At 59.2% G+C, this 20,696-nt stretch carries 16 protein-coding genes and 1 pseudogene; 14 read left to right on the forward strand and 3 right to left on the reverse strand.

Annotation, left to right across the window (positions count from 1 at the left end; all coding sequences use genetic code 11):
* Positions 1-118 precede the first annotated feature (118 nt).
* The 3 genes from metG to H4W29_RS34025 are packed head-to-tail and all read left to right on the forward strand — an operon-like array spanning position 119 to position 3,273.
* Entirely contained in the window at positions 119-1,669 is a 1,551-nt protein-coding gene (metG, locus tag H4W29_RS34015; RefSeq protein ID WP_192733232.1) for a methionine--tRNA ligase, read from the forward strand.
* A gap of 4 nt (positions 1,670-1,673) precedes the next feature.
* A complete protein-coding gene (locus tag H4W29_RS34020; protein ID WP_192733233.1) occupies positions 1,674-2,456 on the forward strand; it encodes a TatD family hydrolase in 783 nt (260 codons plus the stop codon).
* 4 nt (positions 2,457-2,460) lie between these two features.
* Complete coding sequence (locus H4W29_RS34025; RefSeq protein WP_192733234.1) at positions 2,461-3,273, forward strand: MBL fold metallo-hydrolase; 813 nt, start codon at positions 2,461-2,463, stop codon at positions 3,271-3,273.
* Here the strand turns inward: H4W29_RS34025 and H4W29_RS34030 are convergent.
* Positions 3,270-3,881 carry a TerC family protein gene (locus H4W29_RS34030; RefSeq protein ID WP_192733235.1) on the reverse strand — a complete coding sequence of 204 codons (612 nt, stop codon included), beginning with the start codon at positions 3,879-3,881 and terminating at the stop codon, positions 3,270-3,272. The two genes, H4W29_RS34025 and H4W29_RS34030, sit on opposite strands and share 4 nt — an antisense overlap.
* Positions 3,882-4,072: 191 nt before the next feature.
* On the opposite strand from H4W29_RS34030, the gene H4W29_RS34035 reads away from it, so the two are divergent.
* Positions 4,073-4,741, forward strand: a complete 669-nt coding sequence (locus H4W29_RS34035) for a DUF2161 domain-containing phosphodiesterase (protein WP_192733236.1) — start codon at positions 4,073-4,075, stop codon at positions 4,739-4,741.
* A gap of 218 nt (positions 4,742-4,959) precedes the next feature.
* Positions 4,960-6,387: an ISNCY family transposase gene (locus H4W29_RS34040; RefSeq protein WP_192731023.1), complete on the forward strand. Its 1,428-nt coding sequence runs from the start codon at positions 4,960-4,962 to the stop codon at positions 6,385-6,387.
* Between the two features lie 6 nt (positions 6,388-6,393).
* Here H4W29_RS34040 and H4W29_RS34045 read toward each other — a convergent pair whose 3' ends face one another.
* Positions 6,394-7,131, reverse strand: coding sequence for a hypothetical protein (locus H4W29_RS34045; RefSeq protein ID WP_192731024.1), 738 nt, complete (start codon positions 7,129-7,131; stop codon positions 6,394-6,396).
* Positions 7,132-7,425: 294 nt separating this feature from the next.
* Between H4W29_RS34045 and H4W29_RS34910 the strand changes: the two are divergent.
* From H4W29_RS34910 to H4W29_RS34065, 4 genes and pseudogenes are all read left to right on the forward strand, one after another.
* Positions 7,426-7,813: pseudogene (locus H4W29_RS34910) on the forward strand (transposase); the annotation flags it as partial.
* Positions 7,814-8,012: 199 nt separating this feature from the next.
* On the forward strand, positions 8,013-9,548 hold the full coding sequence (locus H4W29_RS34055; RefSeq protein WP_192733237.1) for a winged helix-turn-helix domain-containing protein: 1,536 nt from the start codon (positions 8,013-8,015) through the stop codon (positions 9,546-9,548).
* 839 nt (positions 9,549-10,387) lie between these two features.
* Positions 10,388-13,225 carry a M16 family metallopeptidase gene (locus H4W29_RS34060; protein WP_376776619.1) on the forward strand — a complete coding sequence of 946 codons (2,838 nt, stop codon included), beginning with the start codon at positions 10,388-10,390 and terminating at the stop codon, positions 13,223-13,225.
* A gap of 213 nt (positions 13,226-13,438) precedes the next feature.
* Positions 13,439-13,603 carry a hypothetical protein gene (locus H4W29_RS34065; protein ID WP_192733239.1) on the forward strand — a complete coding sequence of 55 codons (165 nt, stop codon included), beginning with the start codon at positions 13,439-13,441 and terminating at the stop codon, positions 13,601-13,603.
* Here H4W29_RS34065 and H4W29_RS34070 read toward each other — a convergent pair.
* Positions 13,567-14,049, reverse strand: coding sequence for a phage regulatory CII family protein (locus H4W29_RS34070; protein WP_192733240.1), 483 nt, complete (start codon positions 14,047-14,049; stop codon positions 13,567-13,569). The genes H4W29_RS34065 and H4W29_RS34070 overlap by 37 nt on opposite strands.
* Before the next feature lie 334 nt (positions 14,050-14,383).
* Between H4W29_RS34070 and fdhA the strand changes: the two genes are divergently transcribed.
* The 5 genes from fdhA (at position 14,384) to fabF (ending at position 20,684) form a co-directional block, all read left to right on the forward strand.
* On the forward strand, positions 14,384-15,574 hold the full coding sequence (gene fdhA, locus H4W29_RS34075; protein WP_192733241.1) for a formaldehyde dehydrogenase, glutathione-independent: 1,191 nt from the start codon (positions 14,384-14,386) through the stop codon (positions 15,572-15,574).
* Positions 15,575-16,094: 520 nt separating this feature from the next.
* On the forward strand, positions 16,095-18,443 hold the full coding sequence (locus tag H4W29_RS34080) for a calcium-binding protein (protein WP_192733242.1): 2,349 nt from the start codon (positions 16,095-16,097) through the stop codon (positions 18,441-18,443).
* A 63-nt stretch (positions 18,444-18,506) separates the two neighbouring features.
* On the forward strand, positions 18,507-18,755 hold the full coding sequence (locus tag H4W29_RS34085) for a hypothetical protein (RefSeq protein WP_192733292.1): 249 nt from the start codon (positions 18,507-18,509) through the stop codon (positions 18,753-18,755).
* Positions 18,756-18,816: 61 nt separating this feature from the next.
* Positions 18,817-19,323 (forward strand): winged helix-turn-helix transcriptional regulator, encoded by a 507-nt coding sequence (locus H4W29_RS34090; protein WP_192733243.1) that lies wholly within the window; start codon positions 18,817-18,819, stop codon positions 19,321-19,323.
* A gap of 95 nt (positions 19,324-19,418) precedes the next feature.
* Positions 19,419-20,684, forward strand: coding sequence for a beta-ketoacyl-ACP synthase II (gene fabF / locus H4W29_RS34095; protein WP_192733244.1), 1,266 nt, complete (start codon positions 19,419-19,421; stop codon positions 20,682-20,684).
* Positions 20,685-20,696 lie beyond the last annotated feature (12 nt).

Below are 20,696 nucleotides of genomic sequence, written 5' to 3' on the forward strand. Positions count from 1 at the left end.
GGTCATCAATATGCGGCTCGGAAATCGTCGGCGGCTGCCAAACTTGATGTTTCGCTTGTGCGAGACATGCGCTAATAGCGGCTGACGTTTTTTATAGAGTAAGCCGGAATTGGCCGCCATGACAGACAAGACCCCTTTCTACATCACGACAGCGATCTCCTATCCCAACGGCAAGCCGCATATCGGCCATGCCTATGAGCTGATCGCGACTGACGCTATGGCGCGCTACCAGCGCCTCGACGGTAAGGATGTCTTCTTCCTGACGGGCACAGACGAGCACGGCCAGAAGATGCAGCAGACGGCGCGCGCCGAGGGCATCACGGCGCAGTCGCTTGCCGACCGCAACTCGGGCGAATTCCAGGCGATGGCGAAGCTACTCAATGCTTCGAACGACGACTTCATCCGCACCACGCAGGAGCGTCACCACGAGACCTCACGCAACATCTGGAACCTGATGGCCGACAACGGCGATGTCTACAAGGATTCCTACGCCGGCTGGTATTCCGTACGCGACGAAGCGTATTATCAGGAAAACGAAACCGAGCTGCGCGCCGACGGCGTGCGCTACGGGCCGCAGGGCACGCCGGTCGAATGGGTGGAAGAGGCGAGCTACTTCTTCAAGCTCTCCGAATACCAGGACCGGCTGCTGAAGCACTACGAAGAAAACCCCGATTTCATCGGCCCGGCCGAGCGCCGCAACGAAGTGATCTCCTTCGTCAAGTCGGGCCTCAAGGATCTGTCGATTTCGCGCACGACCTTCGATTGGGGTATCAAGGTGCCGAACGATCCCTCGCATGTCATGTATGTCTGGGTCGACGCGCTGACCAACTACATCACTGCGACCGGCTATATCGAAGACCGCAACGGGCCTCGGGCGAAATACTGGCCGGCCGACGTGCATATCATCGGCAAGGACATCATCCGTTTCCACGCCGTCTACTGGCCGGCCTTCCTGATGTCGGCGAAGCTGCCGCTGCCGAAGCGCGTCTTCGCCCACGGCTTCCTGCTCAACAAGGGCGAGAAGATGTCGAAGTCGCTCGGCAACGTCGTCGATCCCGTCAATCTGGTGAACCATTTCGGCCTCGACCAGGTGCGCTATTTCTTCCTGCGCGAAGTCTCCTTCGGCCAGGACGGCAGCTACAGCGAAGAGGCGATCGGCACGCGCATCAATTCCGACCTCGCCAACGGCATCGGCAACCTTGCCAGCCGCTCGCTGTCAATGATCGTCAAGAATTGTGACGGCAAGATCCCGGAATGCGGACCGCTGACCGATGAGGACAAGGCGATGCTGGCGCAGGCCGACGCATTGCATGCCTCGACGCGCGAGGACATGGGCAAGCAGTTGATCCACCGGGCGCTCGCCTCGATCATCGCTGTCGTCTCCGAAACCGACCGCTATTTCGCCGGCCAGGAGCCGTGGGCGCTGAAGAAGACCGATCCGGCGCGCATGGGCACGGTGCTTTATGTCACTGCCGAAGTCGTGCGCCAGATCGCCATCCTGCTGCAACCCTTCATGCCGGAATCGTCCGGTAAGCTGCTCGACCTGGTGGCTGCGCCGGCCGCCAAGCGCGACTTCGCAGCGCTTGGCGAAGCCGGCCGTCTGGTGCCGGGAACGCCGCTCGAAGCGCCGAAGCCCGTCTTCCCGCGTTACGTGGCTCCGGAGGCTTAAGGCCGTGCTGGTCGATACTCATTGCCATCTGGACTTTGCCGATTTCGATGCTGAGCGCGACGAGATCGTCGCGCGCGCGCATGCGTCCGGTGTGGCGCAGATGGTGACGATCTGCACCCGCGTGCGCAAGCTCGACGGACTGCTCGCAATCACCGAAAAATATCCTTCCGTCTTCTGTTCGGTCGGCACGCATCCCAACAATGCGGGCGACGAACTGGACATCCAGACGGAAGATCTGGTCCGGCTCGCCAATGAACATCAGAAAGTCGTTGCGATCGGCGAGGCTGGCCTCGATTATTTCTACGACACGCAGAAGCCCGAAGACCAGCAGACAGGCTTTCGCCGTCATATCGCTGCAGCGCGGGAAACAAAGCTGCCGCTTGTCATCCACAGTCGCAGCGCTGATGCCGACATGGCGGCGATCCTCACTGAGGAAACAGGGAAGGGGGCCTTCCCCTTCATCCTGCATTGCTTCTCCGCCGGTCCGGAGCTTGCGAGGACTGGCGTCGAGCTCGGCGGCTACATCTCCTTTTCGGGCATCCTGACCTTTCCGAAATCGGAAGAGCTGCGCGAGATCGCAAAGACCATTCCGCACGACCGACTACTTGTCGAAACGGATGCGCCGTATCTGGCGCCCAAGCGCTGGCGCGGCAAGCGCAACGAGCCATCTTACGTGGTGAATACGGCCGAGGTACTGGCCGATACGACCGGCCTTTCCTACGAGGAAGTTGCTCGGATCACTACGGACAATGCTTTCCGTCTGTTTTCCAAGATGCCGAGGATCTAGCGGCGTGACACGGCGGCTGCGGTTCACCATTCTTGGCTGCTCGTCGTCGCCCGGCGTGCCACGCATTACCGGTGACTGGGGTGCCTGCAACCCGGACAATCCGAAGAATAAGAGAACACGCGCAGCCTTTATGGTGCAGCAGTTTTCTAATGATGGCGCTGCAACGACCGTCGTCATCGATACGGGGCCGGATTTTCGCGAGCAGATGATCAGGGCAGGGGTCGACCATGTGGACGCGGTCCTCTACACCCATCCGCATGCCGACCATATTCACGGTATCGACGATCTGCGCGGCTATTTCCACAATACCCGCCGGCGCGTGCCGATCTTTGCCGACCAGTTCACCATGGGCAGGCTGCGGGAAGCATTCGGCTACTGCCTGGAAACGCCGCCGGGCAGCAATTACCCGCCGATCGTGCTGCCGATCGTGATCGAGGATCTGGAAAAGCCCATTGAAATCCATGGGCCGGGCGGAACGATCGCCTTCATGCCGCATCTGCAACAGCATGGCGATATCCATTCGCTCGGCTTCCGCATCGGGAATGTGGCTTATTGCAGCGATATCAGCGATTTTCCGCCGCAAACGGTGGAGAAGCTGCAAAACCTCGACATGCTGATCATCGATGCCCTGCAATATGCCTATCACCCCAGCCATCTTTCGCTGGAACAATCGCTGGACTGGATCGAGCGGCTAAGGCCGAAACGGGCAATCCTGACGCATATGCATACGCCGCTCGATTATGACGTGGTCATGGCTGAAACGCCGGACCATGTGGTTCCGGCGTTCGACCAGATGAGCTTCGAGGTCGAGCTTTAGCTGCCGATAAAAGGCGCGATTTCGAGATATCCGCGGTGGATCATGTCCAACGAGACATAGAGGATGATCAGCAGGCCGACATAGGCGATCCAGCGATGTTTGTTGAGCAGCCGGGCGATAAAGTTCGCGGCGATGCCCATCAGCGCGATGGAAAGACCGAGGCCTAGCACCAGCACGCTCGGATGTTCGCGGGCGGCGCCGGCAACGGCCAGCACGTTATCGAGCGACATGGAAACGTCTGCGATGACGATCTGTGTCGCAGCCTGGAAGAAGGTCTTCCTCGGCGCCGGTGCGCCGGCTTCGGCCGAATGGTCCTCGCGGTGGCCGGCACGCAGCTCGCGCCACATCTTCCAGCAGACCCAGAGCAACAGCAAGCCGCCGGCAAGCAGAAGGCCGACAATCGCCAGAAGATAGACTGCGACAGAAGCGAACAGGATGCGGAGCACCGTTGCCGCCACAATGCCGACAAGGATCGCCTTGCGGCGTTGCGCGGCTTCCAGGCCGGCAGCAGCAAGGCCGATGACGACGGCATTGTCGCCGGCGAGAACAAGGTCGATAGCAATGACCTGCAGCAGAGCCGTCAAACCGGCCGCTGTGAAAATATCCATGTTGAATTACCCCCGGAATACGCTTCGAGCGTGCTAGCGTCTTGAGGGTTTTCCGTCAACCTGCGAAGGGGTGCGTTGATGGCCATCCACGGTCATTACGCGTAATCCGGCTGATGATCATCGATGCGGTGTCCCGTATCAGCGGATCGATGTAGATTATGGAACGATTCTTTTCTTCGATCCGCAGGCCCATGGAAACTTCGCTTTATCTGCCCGTCAAAGGCTTTCTTGAAAAAGCAGGGTATGTCGTCAAGGGTGAAGTCGGCGGCTGCGATCTCGTCGGCCTGAGTGATGACGATCCGCCTGTTGTCGTAGTCTGCGAGCTGAAGATGAGCTTCAATCTGGAGCTCATTCTGCAGGCCGTCGATCGCGCTGCCATATCGGACGAAGTCTGGATCGCGGCCCGAATTTCAGCCAAGGGCAAAGGCCGGGAAGCCGACAAACGCTATCGCGATCTTTGCCGCCGGCTCGGCATCGGCATGCTCGGGATTTCGGATACAGGCGACGTCAGCATCATCGTCGGCTCCGTATCACCGATGCCGCGGACGAATCCGAAGCGGCGTTCGCGTCTGATGCGCGAACATCAGAAACGCCGCGGCGATCCGGCGCTTGGCGGCAGCACGCGGTTGCCGCTCATGACAGCATATCGCCAGCAGGCGCTTGGCTGCGCAGCGGCGCTCGTATCAGGCCCGTTGCGCGTACGTGACATCCGATCCGGAGTGCCGGAGGCCGGGAAGATTCTGCTGTCCAATGTCTACGGTTGGTTTGAACGGCTCGATAGAGGTCTCTACGGTTTGACGGACGCCGGACGAGACGCACTGCAGCGGTGGCCGCAGCCGGAGATGCAGGCGGCTCAGTAATGGGCTGAGAACTGGGATCAGCGGCGCGATTGGGCATCGGTTTTAGTTCCATAATCTATCTTATGCGATCTTTGTATGTAGCGGCTATATAGTAATGCGACAGTTGGGCCAGTTAGAGATGCGACAGTCTCGCCTCTCGACGTTCTGGTCAATGCCAACGTTGGGAGCGAGGATGACGACCTTCAGCCTGGTCGAGACCATGAGCGGTCGGAGTCGTCATGTCCTGCTTGATCACCATGTCGCAGAAAGAATTGCATCGCCTCGAAGTCATCCAGAAGATCCGTGACGAACGCCTGAGCGTTGTCCGGGCTGCCGAACTGCTCGACCTCAGTCGAAGTCAGGTGCATCGGCTGCTGCAGGCCTATGATCTGGATGGTCCAGCTGGGCTTGTTTCAAAGAAGCGATCACGGCCGAGCAATCGGCGCCATAGCGAGGAGTTTCGCAATGCAGCGCTGGATCTGATCCGCGAACACTATCTGGATTTCGGTCCGACACTGGCGCGCGAGAAGCTTATCGAGCTGCATCGGATATCAGTGGCCAAGGAGACGCTGCGGCAATGGATGACCGAGGCTGGCATCTGGGTTTCTCGCCGGGAACGCAAGAAGCGGGTTTTCCAGCCACGCGGTCGACGTGACTGCTTTGGCGAACTGGTGCAGATCGACGGGTCGCATCACTGGTGGTTCGAGAACCGCGGTCCCAAATGCGCCCTGCTCGTCTATATCGACGATGCCACCGGCAAGCTCTTACATCTTCGCTTTGCTGGCTCGGAGAACACGTTCGACTATCTGCATGCGACGAAGGCCTATCTGCAGCAATGGGGCAAGCCGCTGGCCTTCTACAGCGACAAACACGGTGTTTTTCGTTCGACCCATGCGTCCGAGAAAGACCGCACGAGCGGCCTGACACAGTTCGGTCGGGCGCTCTATGAGCTGAACATCGATATCATTTGCGCCAACACCCCGCAGGCCAAGGGCCGAGTGGAACGCGCCAACCAGACGCTGCAGGATCGGCTGGTGAAGGAGATGCGGCTTCGCGGTATCGACGCAATCGAGGATGCTAATGCCTATGTGCCTGAGTTCATTGCGGATTTCAACGCGCGTTTCGGCAAGCCAGCACGCAATCCGAAGGACATGCACCGGCCGCTGGCCGATCATGAGAACCTCGATGGCGCCATGTGCCGCAAGGAAGTGCGTACCCTGTCGCAGTCCCTGACACTGCGTTACGACAAGGTGCTGTTCATTCTCGATCCGACCGAGGTTTCCAGACCGTTGGCCGGCCAAAAGGTGATCGTTTGCGACTATCCGGACGGGCGGCTCGAGATCATGCACGAGAGCTTTGCCCTACCGTACAGAACTTTCGATACGTTACGCTCCGTGCATCGCGCGGATGTCGTCGATAACAAGCGGCTGGACGATATGCTGTCTGTTGTCGCCGAGATGCAGGCCGGGCGCGAGCAGCAGCGCAGCAAGAGCGGCCCCAGGCGCACCGGCCAGACGGATCATATGTTCGGCATTCGCGACGGCAGCCAAGGCAACGGCTATCAGAAGCGTGGCCGCAAGCCCGGTCGGCGGACGGATTTCATGAACGACCCGGCGGTGATTGCACGGCGAGAGAAAGCGTTATTGAGGCAGCCAGCGGCGGAATAAAAATCGTCAGGGCACGCCGATGTCGCTCTGCGTATCCGATTCCAATTGCAGGCAGGCGGACCAAAGCGGCGTCTTGTGGAAGGATCCGTCCTGGAAGAGTGTGAGCCCCTCTCTTGCTTCATAGAGCAAGCCGAGCCAGCACAAGCGCCGTAAGACGCCATACTGGAGATCGGACTTTAACTCCCAGGCTTCTAGGGTCATTTCGGTTTCCGAAAGAGGCGCCAGGTCTGGATAGAGGATCTTAGCAACATCCATTGGCGTGCAACCTTCTCTGGCCTTGATATTGAGAAGATTGAGGAACATGCGCCACCAGCGCAACCGCGCTTGCACCTCCTCTTCCCGCTCGGTGGCGTGGACATAGGAATAGAGATAATCCGTGGCGACCAGATCGAAGAAGGCTTGCGGGTTCACCAGAAACTCACGGCCGCGTCTGGTTGGCAGCAGCACATCTTTTTTCCGGCGAAGTAGCTTCAGATGATGGGCCATGTCGCGCACCACCCATAGCGGCGGCATGTCGCTTTCATTGAGCACCTTGTTCATGCTGTAGAGGTCTTTGGCTGTGAAGTCGGGCCAGAGGAAGTTCACAGCGGCCCAATGCACGAACTTGCGGTTCATGGCGCCGGTCGCGGTCAATCCTATGCCACCCTCACCATCAGCATAGGCAACCGCAAGAAGCATGCCGCGAACAAGTGGTGACAGCGCAGCGACATCGACGTCACCCTGCAACTTGATTTCCGGAAGCATCGTGCGGCTTTGATCCCTACCCGCCCCATGCGGTGTAAATGAGTATCAGCCGGCGACGGAACAATTGCTACTGAGAAAGCTAAAGCCGAAGGGGTGCGTCTCACCCGCCCCCGCTCCGCCCTTTCAACCCGGTCCAGCCGGCCGGATCGGGGGCTGATCATCAGAGCCCGTGTCGCGTTTCTAACTGGCTGACAACGTCGCAGCCCTATTCAGCTTTGACATTGTATGGCGGGTGGCGGGTTCCATTTTCAAATGCAACGAGAAGAATAATGGCCACGAATTCAGGAGGATGGGATGGGCCGCTCTTTCGTGCAGTTGAGTATGGATGAACGTCGCGTCATCGCGCGGATGCATGAGAAGAAGATCAGTCAGGCGAGATCGCGCGCACTCTTCGTCGTGACCGCTCGACGATCTACCGGGAGCTGCGTCGGAACTACTGGCACGATCGCGAAGTTCCTCTCGCTCAAGGCTACTGGCATGTGACAGCTCAGCAAATGGCTGCGGCTCGGCGCCGGAAGTGCAGATATCTGGGCGCCTGAGGCTTGTCAGCGGTTCGTCCGCGAGATTGAGCCATGAGACGATCTATCAGTATGTCTACTCTCAGGAAGGTCGTGATCAACAGCTGGCTCGGCATTTGCCGGAGCGGAGAAGGAAGCGTCGGCCTAGATTTCAGCTCATCCCGTAACGTCAATCATCGTCCTACTGATCGCTTCTGTCAAACGACGTATATTATTCTGCGCATACCAGTCTTATAAGCGCCTACGGGTTTAGGTTTGACGGTGGTCGCTCGTCGGGCGGTTGGAATTTACATGATTTCATTTGCGGATACGGGCAACGCAAAAAGTCTCCGTTTTGGGGATCTAATCATCGACGAAGCGTGCATGTTCGCGCATCGCAACGGACAGACAATCCAGTTCACCAGAAACGAGCGTGCCCTAATGCTCGCCTTCACCGGCAATCCGCAACGCCTCATGACGCGAAGCCGTCTGCTGGACGAGATCGCTCAGCCGGGCTCCGATTCATCCGACCGCAATATCGATTTTCTGGTCAACAGATTGCGGCTGAAGCTTGGAGACAATGCAAAGTCACCCGTTTACATCGCCACGCAATATGGTGAGGGCTACGTCTGGATAGCAACGCAATCCCGACCGGGACCGATCGATGCATTCCTGATCATCGCTCCGGCCTTCGAGCTCCAGAGACATCCGTTGCGTGAACAGAACCTGTCCTTGATGAACAAGCTTCAGGAACTCATTGCGAGCGGTATAGGCGTCGCACGCAAGGTCGTTGTTACCGAGAGAAGCCTGCTGCCCGCCTATGACAAGCTGCGTTATTTCCTGCAGGTCAGCTTTCACGCCGATGCCGGGCGTCTCAATTGTGCAGCCACTCTCAGGGAAATGCCATCGAAGCGGATTTTGAGAGCGTTTCGCCTGCATCTGGATGCTGCAGACAATACATCGTTTACGAGTGAGGCAACCCGCGTCTCGAACGGCGTTGTCGACGCCCTGCGCCAGGCCCTGAACGAGGCTTCGAACGGGCTTGGCGTGCCGCTGGATGGAACGCCTGAAGCTCGGCTCCACAGCGCCTCTCACCTGCTGTCGACCTCGAACCCGAAATGGCTTGAAAGCGGCGAACGGCTTACCAAAGGGCGCGAACAGGATCCCTTCGACGCTGATGCTGCCATCCAGTGGGGTTTGCATCTCTTTGCACGCCTTGTCCTGACCAGTCCATTTGAAGGCGTCAGGCTGGAAGAGCGCGACCGCATCGAGAGTGAGATTGAAGCAACCGCGTTGGAATGCCTGCCCGACATCGAGGGCAAGCCGCTGCTCATGTTAGGGGCGGCCAAGCTTCTCTATTTCATCAATAGGGGGAATCTTGAGCTCGCCGAGGAAATTACCGAGCGCGCCCTCGCCCGCAGCCAGGAATCCACCGCCGGTCTGCCCATCCTCGGGCAATTGCGGTTTGCGCGCGGGCGTTTCGAAGAATCTGTCGGTATCTTCGATCAAGGCGTCAAAGCCGCCGCATCCGGCTCGGAATTTCACCGCCACATGCGGGTTCTGAAATATATCGCCCTGCTCGCAGCGGGCCAGAATGCGCCGTCAGCAGCCCGGGCAACCGATATGGACAATCTCGGTTCCGATTGTCCGCCTGAATTCGCCCTAATGATCGGCTGGATGGCCGTCGAGGCGGATCAAAAATTACCGGAAGCATCAGAACAGGCCCTCGCGGCACTCGGTCCCGATCGCGCCGCAAGGGCGATCGAATATCTCTATTTTACCTCTACGCGGCACGTCACGCTGGAACACGGGCGCGCGAACATCATGCGCAACATGATAGCGCACCTGTCGCGGTTCTACGGCAGACAGGTCGTTCCAGATTTCGTCCTTCGCAGTATTGGCCCCCTCACCTCGGCCTGAACGTTATCGACGACCTGCGCCATAGCGCTGATCTGCTCGCACGCAGCCAGGCAACGCAACCGGTAACGCGGCGCAAGCGTCAGCGTGCCGGCCGGCGTATTCACCTGCGTCACAAGGCCGTTTTTTTGACTCTCAAATATTGAGCAAACAATTGCCTGATAGCCACGTCCGCCGTTGGTCCATCCGAAAACCATGTCCCGACCGAGGACGGAGACGACGGATCGACAGCAGGTTGAACTATCACGAACGCGACGCTCCGCAAAAAGGCCGCGCGTCAATATTTATTGAGGGACCCAATCCACATGCCAATTCAGATAAGACGTCTCCGCCCTCTTATCTTGCAATCTATAGCGTTCTTAAGCATGGCTAGCATCCTTCAGGGGTGTATCCTCAGCGCAGGAAGGGACGTGGCGAAAGAGGAAAAAGAACAACGGGAATTCCACGAAAGCATTCTCAAATTTGCACCTAGTGAATCAAACGGGAGCTCGCGCACCACATCCCCGCCGAGCGCGACCACTCCAAGCACTGCAACGCCACCCAGCGCTCCGAGTGGACCACCCAGCACGGGTACCGGCGGGATTCCGCTCTAACCCCTCGCCCGCTTCCGTCGATGTTCATTGAACCGATCAACTGCCGCCTCGCCGACTTCGCGGGGCGGCAGTTAAGAGCGAAGTCCGAACCGGCCTTCCTCAAATTTTCCTGGTTTTACAGATAGGCGCATTTTTTCAACTCGCATCCATGCCGGAAATAAACGTTGAAGCAAAGCGCGACCTGCCTGATAGTCCCTTCAACGTCACATACCTCATGCCCGACACCAGGACAAAATGCCAATTAAACGTATGAAATTTCTTATTTTTTCGAAATTCCTGGCGGCAGCCGCACTTGTCGCGCTCTTCGCGTCGGGCTCGCCGGTCCGCGCAGAAAGCCCGTCCGCAGCCTGGCCACAGACGCTCAGCGACCTGCCAGCGGAACCTGGCATCCGCTTCGGCACGCTTGAGAACGGCATGCGGTTTGCAATCATGCATAACGCCACGCCGCCGGGACAGGCCGCGATCCGTTTCCGTATCGGCGCCGGCTCGCTCGATGAGAAGGACGATCAGCAAGGGCTTGCGCATTTCCTCGAACATATGGCCTTCAAAGGCTCGACGCATGTTGCCGGCGACGAGATGATCCGTATCCTGCAGCGCAAAGGCCTCGCCTTTGGGCCGGATACCAACGCCAACACTTCTTATGACGAGACCGTCTATGCGCTCGATCTTCCCGAAGTCGATGCGGACACGCTTTCGACCGGCCTGATGCTGATGCGCGAGACGGCGAGTGAGCTGACGCTGGATGCGGGCGCCTTCGATCGGGAGCGCGGTGTCATCCTGTCGGAAGAGCGGCTGCGCGACACGCCGCAATATCGCGCCGCAATCGGCGTCACCAACTCCCTGCTCGCCGGCCAGCGCGTGACGATGCGCCCGCCGATCGGCAAGGTGGACACCATCAGCAATGCGCCTGTCAGTCTGCTTCGCGATTACTACCGAACCAACTATCGGCCGGATCGCGCCACGTTGATCGTGGTGGGCGATGTCGATCCCGCCGCCACCGAAATCGAAATCAGGCAGCGCTTCAGCGACTGGAAGGCCGCCGCTCCGCCCTCGCACAAGCCTGATCTCGGCACGCTAAAGGCGAAAGCCGAAAGCGCCGAGGTCATCACCGTCCCCGGCGGCACGACGAATGTGCAGATCGCCTGGACGCGCCCCTATGACGCTTCACCTGACACTTTCGCCAAACGCCGGGCCGAACTGATTGAGGATCTCGGTCTCCTGGTGCTCAAGCGCCGGCTGAGCGCCATGGCCAACAGACCCAATGCGCCCTTCATCAGCGCCGCCGTCGGCTCCCAGGATCTTTTCGATTCCGCCCGCCTCGTTGCCGTCATGGCGAATTCCGAGCCGGATAAATGGCAGGCGGCGCTAACGGCCATTGATCAGGAACAGCGGCGTTTTCAACAATTCGGCGCAGAGCAGGCGGAGCTCGATCGCGAAATTGTCGAATATCGCTCGCTGCTCGAGGCCGCCGCTGCCGGTGCTGCGACGCGCACGAGTACCGACATCGCTTCGATGCTGGCAAGCAGCGTCGATGACAATCAGGTCTTCACCTCACCAGCAGAAGATCTCTCGATGTTCGACACCATCACCAAGGGCCTGCAAGCGTCAGAGGTCAACCAGGTCGTGGCGCGTGTCTTCTCCGGCAATGGCCCGCAACTCGTGCTGCAGACCGCGCAAGCGCCGCAGGGTGGCGCGGGCGATGTCCGACAGGTCTATGACGCTTCCCTCTCCGTTCCCGTCACGGCACCGTCAAGCGCGACAGCAGTCGTCTGGCCCTATACCCATTTCGGTGAACCCGGTGCTGTCGTCGAACGCCGGGTCGTCGAGGATCTCGGCCTGACGATGGTGCGCTTTGCCAACGGCGTGCGACTGACCATCAAGCCGACCAAGCTGCGCGCCAACGAAGTGCTCGTGCGCGAGGATATCGGTCGCGGCCGGCTGGACCTGCCGAATGACCGCCCCCTGCCGATCTGGGCATCGCCGGCCGTCGTCTTGTCGGGCACCAAGGCCATGGATTATCCGGATTTGCAGAAAGCGCTGGCGGCCAAAATTGCCGGTATCGACTTCTCGGTGGATGATAGCTCCTTCCAATTTACTGGCCAGACACGGACGGAGGATCTTGCAACGCAATTGCAGATCATGGCCGCCTACACTTCCGACCCCACCTACCGGCCGGACGTTTTCAGCCGCGTCCGGCAAGCCTATCTGAACAATCTCGATCAGTATGAGGCGACGCCCGGGGCCATCATCAGCCGCGATTTTGCAGGCCTCGTTCATTCCGGCGATCCGCGCTGGACCTTCCCGGACCGGGCGCAATTGTCCGCCACAAAGCTGGATGATTTCGAAGCATTATTCCGCTCACACATTTCCACGAGCCCGATCGAGATCACCATTGTCGGCGACACAACGACGGACAATGCAATCCGTCTGACGGCTGAAAGCTTCGGCGCTTTGCCGGCTCGCCCGGACGCGACTACGAACAATGTTGCAAACGATGTGCATTTCCCCGCCCCGACCGGAAAACCGGTAATGCGAACCCACAACGGCCGGGCTGACAATGCCGCGGCCATCGTCGCTGCCCCCGTTGGCGACATGCTTTCGGATATGCAGCGGGGCTTTGTCGCCAACGTCGCCGGCCAGATTTTCGAAAACAGACTGATCGACCAGTTCCGCATTGCGGAAGGCGCGACCTATAGTCCGCAGGGCGCCATGGACCTCTCATGGGACATTCCGGGCTATGGCTATGCCTATCTCTATGTCGAGACGACGCCCGACAAGGTCGAGAATTTCTATGCGCTAGTGGACAAGATCGCTGCCGATCTAAGCTCAAACGATGTCTCCCCGGATGAATTGGTCCGGGCACGCGCGCCGATTATCGAGACATTGAAGCACCAGCAGCAGAGCAATGAGTATTGGGTGCAGTATCTGAACGGCGCGCAAACAGACCCTCGCCGTCTGGAGCGGATACGCGACAATCTCAGCGGCTACGACAAAGTCACTGCCGAGGATATTCGCCAGTTTGCTGCGACCTATTTCCGGCCGGACAAGTTCTGGAAATTCGAAGTGCTGCCGGCAGCGGTACGATAGGTATCAAGACCGGATCCCGAAGCGGCTGCGCGCTTCGGGATCCGCTTTCGATTTTGTTTCGTCCGTCTGTGTAAAAACGACTGCATCGTTTTGATGGCGAAGCCAGGGCCAGGTCGGCTAGATGCGTGAGCAAATTTCACCGGTCTCCGCATGCCTTCCGATCATTCTCATCCTCTCAAGGAATATGCGCGCGTTGTGCGCGAGAAGAATCTTTTGAAGCTTCGTCTTCTTTCGATTGACCGGCAGCTTGCAACCGCCAGCGGCACCTGGAAATCCTATCTGGAGGAGGCGCGCCTCTCGGTCATCGAAGCGATGCTTGCACTCGAGGAAGAGGGCGAAGGCTACCTCTTGCTGATGCGCAAGGACTGCTCGATGTAAGTTCCCTTCAGGCCAAGGCGGAGGGATGCGAGCGCCCTCTCCGCCTCGTCGATCTCCTTGAGCACCAGGCGCTGCTTGCGATGATCCATTCCGCCTCCGGCAAGCGCGGCATCCACCAATTCGAGCACGTCCGTCGCCTCGACGACCACTCGCGTCGCACCTCTTTGCAGCGACGCGACAGGCTCCGCCTGTTCCACGCCGGAAGAGCGCTCCGCTGCAACAAAGATACTTCGCTCGAGGAGATAGGATGCGAGGCGTGGATCGGGCACGACCTCCAGCAGATTCTGGATTTCGTCAGCGGAAAAACAAGTTCTGCTGATCAGGCGCGAGTGGAACGCTGCGTAGTTCATCCCTAGTGCAGTGGCGACGACATCCACCGGATAGGCTTTTTCTACAATCAGGATAGTGTAGACGATGTCTGCGAAAGCACGGCCGCGTTGCGTCATGATCGCCCCCAAGCTCTATCCCTGCAACTATAGCGGAAGCCACGTCAAAAGGGAGCCACCGTTTTGATATCCTATCCATTGCGACGGTGCTAACGCGGCGCCTCGGCGGGATGCACCCCACCTGCCGGGGAAAGGCCACCTGCCTCCGGGTCCGCCAGGGCGGGTGGCCGGACCGGACCGATACGCCCTGCCCTTTTGCCGGGTTTGCTGATTTCCGCCCGCGAAGCGTCGCTTTCGGGACGGCGCTCGGATCTTTCTGGTCTACTCTGTAACAGGCAACCGCTGCGGGAGGAGCTGCTGGCGCGTTGCCTTGATTTCAACGGAGGAGACGGAAATGAGCAAGAACCGTGGCGTCGTCTATTTGCGGCCAGGCAAGGTAGAAGTCCGCGATATCGACGATCCGAAACTCGAGGCGCCGGATGGCCGCCGTATCGAACATGGCGTCATCCTAAAGGTCATCTCCACCAATATCTGCGGTTCGGACCAGCACATGGTTCGCGGCCGCACCACAGCGATGCCGGGCCTGGTGCTGGGCCATGAGATCACCGGCGAGATCATCGAAAAAGGCATCGACGTGGAAATGCTCGATGTCGGGGACATCGTCTCCGTGCCGTTCAACGTGGCCTGCGGGCGGTGCCGCTGCTGCAAATCGCAGGACACCGGCGTCTGCCTGACGGTCAATCCATCGCGCGCGGGCGGCGCCTACGGCTATGTCGACATGGGCGGCTGGATCGGCGGCCAGGCTCGCTATGTCACGATTCCCTATGCGGATTTCAACCTCTTGAAAATCCCCGATCGCGACAAGGCGATGGCCAAGATCCGCGATCTCACCATGCTCTCCGATATCCTCCCAACGGGCTTCCACGGCGCCGTCAGGGCGGGAGTCGGCGTCGGATCGACCGTCTATGTCGCGGGCGCCGGCCCTGTCGGCCTTGCCGCTGCAGCATCCGCCCGTATCCTCGGTGCGGCCGTCGTGATGATCGGCGATTTCAACAAGGATCGCCTCGCCCACGCCAGCCGCGTCGGATTCGAGGCCATCGACCTCTCCAAGAGCGACCGGCTCGGAGATCTGATTGCGCAGGTTGTTGGCACCAATGAGGTGGACAGCGCCATCGATGCCGTTGGCTTCGAAGCGCGCGGACATTCCGGCGGCGAGCAGCCGGCGATCGTGCTTAACCAGATGATGGAAATCACCCGCGCGGCCGGCTCCATCGGCATTCCCGGCCTCTATGTCACGGAAGATCCGGGCGCAGTGGACAATGCGGCCAAGCATGGCAGCCTCTCGTTGCGCTTCGGCCTTGGCTGGGCCAAGGCGCAGTCTTTCCACACCGGTCAGACGCCGGTGCTGAAATATAACCGCCAGCTCATGCAGGCGATCCTGCATGACCGGCTTCCGATTGCCGATATCGTCAATGCGAAGGTGATTTCGCTTGAGGATGCCGCCCAAGGCTATGAAAGCTTCGACCAGGGTGCTGCGACGAAATTCGTTCTCGACCCGCATGGTGCAATCGCCAAGGCGGCCTGATCGATACGATGTGCCGGGGCGTAAGCGCCCCGGCATTCCCTACCGGAAATGCGATCAACACGCCTCTCCCGCACTTGGGATTTTCGAGGCTCGCCGATTCCGGCTTGATGCGCACGTGACAACCTGCGCGCTGTGCTGCTCGGTCACGACATCGGACAAAGTTCGATACGACACCGCCCTTCCTTCCGACATCGTCCTTTGATCAAAGGGCGCTAAAGCGGATATCAATCTTCCGGCCCAGCGTGAGCCGGTCGATCTCGCTGTGGCGATCTTCGCTCGGCGACCGGGGCTTACCGCTTCGGCAGTAATGTCTCTCCTGACCCATTGAGTGGTGAAACGCCAAGTCCGAATATGTCGGATCGCCGTAACAAGCATCACTCCGCAATTATATTGCGAGCAATACAATATGGTTAACGTGATCATAACTTTGACGGATTTCACTGTAAATCAGGCCCTACTTTTGAGGGGAATCACTATACCATCGAAGTAATATTTTCTACTTCCAGACGAGGAGGATGAAATGGCCCAAGCTACTAGAATTACAGATGTTATCGATTCATTCGGAATTGATACACATATCGACTATACCGACGGGAAATATTCCAATATCGCGGAAGTTGTTAAAGCCCTGGGCTATCTCGGCCTCGACACAGTTCGCGATCACGCGCCCACCCCTGCCTCCGACCCTTACGGTCAGGGCCATCTTGGGGATGCGGCAGATGCCGGTGTCAAATTCGTTTTCGTCTCCGGGCGGGATGATACCCCCGCTACCGTTGTCCAGCGACTGCATGCCTTCGTGGAAGCGCATCCCGGTTCGATCGTCGGCATCGAAGGCCCCAACGAGGTCAATAACTGGCCGGTCGCCTACAAGGGGCTGTCGGGAGAGGCTGCGGCGCTTGCCTACCAAAAGGATTTGTTCAACGCTGTGAATGCCGATCCGCTGTTGAAGGACATTCCGGTTCTCGGCTTCACCGGTTATACGGTTGCCTCTTCCAACGATTACACAACGATCCACACCTATGCGAAAGAGGGCGACCAGCCCTTCTCCTGGCTCTCGCGTGAATCCGGCGACCAGATGCGGGCCGATCCCGGCAAGCCGCTCACCATCACCGAGATCGGCTATCACACGTCGCTGACCGCCGATACCAACGGCGGATGGGAAGGCGTCGACGAGACGACGCAGGCAAAACTGCTTATCAATACACTGATGGACGGCGCCTTTCTCGGATCGGAGGGGACCTTCATCTACCAGCTTCTCGATGCCTATTCCGATCCGGGAGGCGCCGACCAGGAAAAGCATTTCGGGCTCTTTCGCCTGGATTATACGCCGAAGCCGGCAGCAACGGCGATCCACAATCTGACCGAAATTCTCGAAGATGACGGCGCAACGCAGGCGACTTTCAATCCGGGGACGCTCAACTACTCCATCAACGGACTACCGTCCACGGCGCGCAGCTATCTGACGGCGAAATCCGATGGAAGCTACCAGATCATCATCTGGAACGAGCCCGATATCTGGAACCAGACGACCGACAAGGCGATCCAGGCGGCGCCGACCAGCGTCACCGTCAATCTGGGTGGAGCTTTCGGGACGGTGCAGGTCTACGATCCGCTGACGGGCGATACGCCGGTCAAGAGCTTCAGCAACATATCCTCCCTCAACCTGGACGTCGTCGACCATCCCATCATTATCAACATAGCGGCGAGTGGCGGCGCAGCGCTAGAACCCGGTCACATCTATGGCGGCACCGGAGACGACACCTTCACGGTCACCTCCCCGACCGACATCGTCGATGAAAGCCGCGGCGGCGGGACCGATACCGTCATGTCGTCGATCAGCTTCAGCCTGGCGGATACTGCCCATGCGATCGGCGCCATTGAGAACCTGACACTGACCGGCAACGGCAACATCAACGCGACCGGCAATGAACTCGCCAACATTCTCGTCGGCAATTACGGAGCCAACGTTATGGATGGCCGCGCGGGCGCAGACAGCATGAAGGGCGGCGGTGGCGACGACACCTATATCGTCGACAACATCAATGATGTGGTGATCGAAGCCGGCGGCTCCGGCAAGGATATCATCAAGTCCTCTGTCTCGATCAGCCTGATGGATAAGGAGCATGTGACGGGAACGGTCGAGAACCTGACCCTGATGGGTGGCGGCAACATCAATGCGACCGGCAACGTCATGAACAACATTCTCACGGGCAATTCCGGCAACAACAACTTCGATGGCGGCAGAGGCGAAGACCGAATGATCGGCGGCCTCGGCAACGACATATACAAAGTGGATTCGGCAGGCGACATCATCGACGAAACAGGCGGCGGTGGCAACGATACCGTCAATGCGTCCATTTCCTACTATCTCGAGAATGCTCTCGGAACGGTCGAAAATTTGACGCTCACCGGTTCGTCGGCAATCAATGCCACGGGTAACGGCGAAAACAACGTACTGACCGGCAACATCGCAAGCAACATACTGTCGGGCAGTGCAGGAAACGACCAGCTCATCGGCGGCAAAGGCAACGATATCCTGAACGGCGGAGCTGGAGCCGACCATTTCGTCTTCGACTTCAAACCCAGCGCTTACAACAACATCGACAAGATCGAGGATTTCTCGGAAAGCGCCGGTGACAAGATCGTGCTCGACCACGAGATTTTCACCGCCATCGATCCATCGAATTTTTCCGGGGGAAATTTCGTACTCGGCACCAAGGCGTTGGATTCAAACGACCGTTTGATCTACGACCAGACAACGGGAAAGCTTTTCTACGATGCAGATGGCAGCGGGGGTGGCGCGGCCGTACAGATCGCGACACTCTCCAATCTGGCGGCGCTTCATTACGACGATTTCCTGTTCATCTGACATCCGAACCTAACGTCTTCAAGCGGCGGTCCTAAATGGGGCTCCTTTCAGGAGCCCTTTTTCTTGCCCTTTGCCGGCCTTGCACAACATTGTCAGCAGAACCCACCTTTTTTCGCCTGCAGGGCGCAAAGCTCAGCTTTTCCAGCCACCAATGTCATCTGGGGCTGGTTCAATTTCCTCGTCGCCTTTCTGCTCTTTGCCAATATCGGCCCGCTTTATGTCGGGACGCCGGGCGATACTGTTTTTGTTTCAGTAGGCGTTCTTGCAACCGGCATTCTTCTGGCGCGGATCTTCGAGCGAGATAACGCCTGACACGTCATTTACGCGACTAGTGGCTTGCATTATGCAAGTAACTTCTGTAGTGGCTTGCATCATGCAACGAACGAGCTTCGCCAATTTCAAATGCCCGGCCGCCCGCGCGCTCGACAGCGTTGGCGACTGGTGGAGCATGATGATCCTTCGCGATGCCTTTCACGGGTTGACGCGCTTCGACGAATTCCAGAAGAGCCTCGGCGTTGCGCCGAACATCCTGACGCGGCGGCTTGCGCATCTGATCGATGAAGGACTGTTCGAGAAGCGCCTCTACAACGAGCGCCCTGCCCGCTACGAATATGTGCTGACGGACAAGGGACGCGATTTCTTTCCCGTTCTGATGGCCCTGTTTTCCTGGGGACGCCGGCACGTTCCGCAAGAGGATCTTGCGTTCCTGCTCGGCAATGCCGCTTCCGGCGAGGAACGCCAGCCCGTACTGGTGGATGCAGCCAGCGGCGAAGAATTGAAACCCGAAAACACGTGCCTGCTGCCGGGACCAGCTGCTGACGAAGGCGACCGCGAACGGATCGCCCGCATGCGTGCTTACTATCTCGGCATCGACGCCTAGAGCATTTCCAATGCTCTATCTCTTTGTTTTTACGCAATTCCGAACGCAATCCTGCTTCGCACTTTTGCTGGAATTGCCTTAGAAAGGACAAATCCATGGAACGCATTGTTGTCACCGGCATGGGACTTGTTTCGCCGCTTGGCGTTGGCGTTGAGACCGCATGGAACCGGCTCGTCGCTGGCGGTTCCGGCCTGCGCATGCTGCCAGAGAATGTGGTCGGCGATCTCGCCGCCAAAGTCGGCGGGGTCGTTCCCTCCATTGAAGAGGATGCCGAAGCAGGTTTCGATCCCGATCGCGCCGTTCCGCCCAAGGACCAGAAGAAGATGGACCGCTTCATCCAGTTCGCGATGATGGCAACAGACGAAGCTGTGCGCCAGGCCGGCTGGATGCCCGAGGGGGTCGATGCGCGCGAGCGGACGGCGACGATCATCGCCTCTGGCGTCGGCGGCTTTCCGGCGATTGCGGATGCGGTGCGCACGGCTGAGACGCGCGGCGTGAAGCGGCTCTCGCCCTTCACCGTGCCTTCCTTCCTCGTCAATCTGGCGGCCGGTCAGGTCAGCATCCGCTACGGCTTCAAAGGGCCGCTCGGGGCGCCGGTAACGGCCTGCGCGGCAAGCGTTCAAGCCATCGGCGACGCGGCGCGGCTGATCCGGTCCGGTGAAGCTGACGTCGCCATCTGCGGCGGCGCCGAAGCCTGCATCGACAAGGTGAGCCTCGGCGGCTTTGCGGCAGCCCGCGCACTCTCAAGCGGCTTCAATGATCGGCCCGAACTGGCCTCACGTCCCTTCGACACGGCGCGCGACGGTTTCGTGATGGGTGAAGGGGCCGGCATTCTCGTCATCGAAACACTTGCGCATGCGCTGGCGCGTGGCGCGACGCCGCTTGCCGAACTCGTCGGCTACGGCACGGCCGCCGATGCCTATCACATGACGGCAGGGCCGGAAGATGGCGATGGCGCCCGCCGGGCGATGGAAGCAGCATTGCGGCAGGCCAGGATTCCCGCCTCCGAGGTCAAGCACCTCAACGCCCATGCGACCTCGACACCGGTCGGTGACAAGGGCGAGATTGCTGCAATCGGTACTGTGTTCGGCCGCGACGGTGGCATTGCCGTCAGCGCCACCAAATCGGCGACCGGCCATCTCTTGGGTGCAGCAGGCGGGCTTGAAGCCGTCTTCACGATTCTCGCACTACGCGACCAGATCGCTCCGCCGACGCGCAATCTGGAAACGGTTGATCCGGCTGCCGAAGGCATCGATCTCGTGGGCAAAGTGGCACGCAAGGTGGCGATGGAATATGCGATTACCAACGGCTTCGGCTTCGGCGGTGTCAATGCCAGCGCCCTCTTCCGTCGCTGGTCCTGAACCTGGTTTTAT

The sequence above is a fragment of the Rhizobium viscosum genome (genome assembly GCF_014873945.1).
GTDB classification, from domain to species: Bacteria; Pseudomonadota; Alphaproteobacteria; order Rhizobiales; family Rhizobiaceae; genus Rhizobium; species Rhizobium viscosum.